The 3,085-nt window shown below is 54.9% G+C and carries 1 protein-coding gene; it reads right to left on the bottom strand.

The annotated features are described in order from the left end of the window. Window positions 1–1,217: 1,217 nt before the first annotated feature. A partial coding sequence (locus HUO07_RS21350) for an FAD-linked oxidase C-terminal domain-containing protein (protein ID WP_281362690.1) occupies window positions 1,218–3,085 on the bottom strand: 1,868 nt, incomplete at its 5' end.

Raw genomic sequence — 3,085 nt, 5'->3', positions numbered from 1 at the left:
GTCTTCGCGACCCTGCCCACCCTCGACGATGATGACCTCAACACGCTGCTACCCTGGCAGTGGAAAGAGACATTACCGGTCTAAGCGACATCTGCCTAGATGTGGTTAGTGGCTCGCTTACAAACAAACCATGATGACCACCTCGGAAAAAGCATCTCCTCTGCCCCGCCTAGCAGCACTACAAAGCTGCCCAATAAGGCGATAAGACGCCCTTTATTGAACGCCTTACCAATCGGAACAAGGGCTATTTCTTCCCCCATGGCTTTCAGTAAGAGCTTAATGAATAACTCGATTTATATGGCCTTCCGAGTGGGCATTAACAGGCATTCTGCCTACTTAAACTTCGGCATCTTGCCAAACTGGTCGAGTGCAGAATTGGTCAACAGGTTTACCGACGCTTACTCTTAACAGAAAGGTACGAAGACCATCCCCTCAGACATTCCTGAATCTGTCCTTGCCTTAAGGGTAATGGAGCCACGCTAGGTAGCGATCGTTAGGCCATCGCCCGGCACCATTTCTAATCGGATAAGCTCAGCGGGCGCTAGGCTCGCCACTTCCGGCTGCAGGTCGTCGAGCACTTTGGCATGTCCAATGGCCTGTCACTTTACGACTACTTGCAGCATGTCTTCGCGACAATACCTTCCCTCAACGCTGAGGAACTCAACACGCTGTTGCCCTGACAGTGGAAAGAGTCATTACCGGTCTAAACGAAGTCTGCATAGATGTGCATAGTGGATCTCTTTACGGTAATTGAAAGGTTAGTAGATCGCTTACCGTGCTTGGTAGCTATTCTTCGGGCCTACGTTTTACCTGCTTTTCCAATCTCAGAAAACGGTGTTGGCGGCTGAACTGAATTTACTCATACGCGAGCAGTATTAACCTCTGAAGGCAACAAAATGCTAGTGCAACATCGCGGATATATTCGATGAAACCAGTCGATCATTTCTTTGTGCGATCTCGGGCTGTACCCCTGGTGCAAATTTGGAAACGCTTATTTCGTATAGCCAGCTTCTCTTAGCTTCACTGTAAACCCTGAACAAGTAACACGCCTGGCTGACGGGAAAGAGGATGGCTCAAATCGTGACGTAGCTATTGAACAGCTTTTTCAATCTAGTTACGCAAGTTTTAAGAATCTCACGTTCAAGGAGGACTTGTGCCGTAAATCAAAACTGAATTAAGCTATGAAGTATTATTTGGGATATTTTGTAGCTCTATTTTTACATACTGTTAATTTGAAGATGGGATATCGACTTCAATTGCGACAGTAGCGCCTGAATAGGATGGACCAGAGCTTGTTCAGAGTAACGCTTCACCTGGCTACGGCAGGAGTAGCCGGTGGCCAGTAACTTGCCTGCGTTCTCCTGTGCCTCCACCTGGGGCTGCCACGATTGGGCGTAGATCGTTTTGGAGGTCGCGGCGTTGCGGGTCTCGTGGCCGTAAGTGCCTGACATACCGCAGCAGCCGGTGGCCATCAGCTCAAGCTCTAACCCAAACGCCGAGAACACTTGCTGCCATGCTTTAGGGCTGCCCGGCGCGTTGGTTTTCTCGGTGCAGTGGGCGAGCAGCTTAAAGCCGGGGTCGGTCAGCTTAAGCGGGGTGGGCGCTAGCGTATTGATGCGGGTCGCCAGCCACTCCTGGAGCATCAGCACCTCTGGCACGGCCTCATTGCCTAGCGCTTTGACGTACTCCTGGCGATAGGTGAGCGTCATCGCCGGATCGATGCCCACCAGCGGGATATCAAAGCGGGCCAAGGTGCGTAGCCGCTCGGCCTGCTTGGCGGCGGTGCGCTCGAAGGCGCCCAAGAAGCCCTGTACCTGGAGGGGTTTGCCGTTAGCCGAATAAGGCATCACAAACACACGTAGATTGAGGCGCGAGAGTAGCTCCACCACGTCCATCACCAGCTTGGCTTCAAAGTGGGTGGTGAAGGCGTCCTGCACAAGTATCACGCTGTTGGCGCGCTGCTGTTCGGTTAACAGGGCCAGCGAGAGCGGTGTTGCCTCGGCGACGCCCCAGGCCTTCAACTGCTTTTTAACACTGGCCCGCGAGAGCGCCGGGGAATCGCTCATGCCCAGCGTGCGGCGCATTAGTTGCTCTACCCAACGTTGGCCAATTACCGCGTTATACAGCGGCGCCGCCTTGGCCAGGATGGGCAGCATAAACTCGGTGCCACCAATCACATAGTCGCGCAGCGGGCGCAGGTAACGGCCGTGGTAGACCTCTAAAAACTGCGAACGGAACTGGGGCACGTTGACCTTGACGGGGCACTGCCCGGCGCAGGACTTACACGCCAAACATCCCGCCATAGCGTCATAAACTTCGTGGGAGTAGTCGTGGTGCTGCTTGCGGCTTAGCGTATTCGCCACCCGTAGTGGAAAGCTTTTAATAAACCCCCAACCGCCCTCGGCTTTCTTCTTCCGCGACTCCTCGACGACGTCAATGCCCGCCTGGGTCTGCAAGCGCAGCCATTCGCGGATCAGGCTGGCGCGGCCTTTGGGAGAATGGCGGCGATCCCGCGTCGCTTTCCACGATGGACACATGGGGTCGTCTAAATCGTAGTTGTAGCAGGCACCGTTGCCGTTACAGTACACCGCAGCGTCGTAGGCCTGCCAGGCGCGCTCGTCGATGGTGCGGTCAAACTGGCCGCGCATGGGAACCCCATCGACCGTCAGCAGATCAGGGTCGCTATCCTTCGCGATTAGCTCACCGCTTTCGGCGGGCGAGGCGATTTTGCCAGGGTTGAGCTGGTTATAGGGGTCAAAGGCCGCTTTTACCCGCTGAAGACTGGGATAGAGCTCGCCAAAGAATTTAGGCGCGTACTCAGAGCGCACGCCTTTACCGTGTTCGCCCCACAGCAGGCCACCATATTTTTGGGTAAGCGCGGCGACTTCATCGGACACCGCGCGAATCAGTTTTCCCTGCTCTGGATCCTTCATATCGATGGCGGGGCGCACATGGAGTACGCCGGCGTCTACATGGCCAAACATCCCGTAGGAGAGCCCTCTGGCATCCAGCGCGGCACGAAATTCGGCAATAAAGTCCGCCAAGTGCTCCGGCGGTACGGCGGTATCTTCCACAAAAGGAATCG

The sequence above is a fragment of the Vreelandella maris genome (assembly GCF_013371085.1).
GTDB classification, from domain to species: domain Bacteria; phylum Pseudomonadota; class Gammaproteobacteria; order Pseudomonadales; family Halomonadaceae; genus Vreelandella; species Vreelandella maris.
The sequence above is the reverse complement of the archived record's forward strand: the minus strand, read 5'-3'. Positions and strand labels throughout refer to the sequence as shown.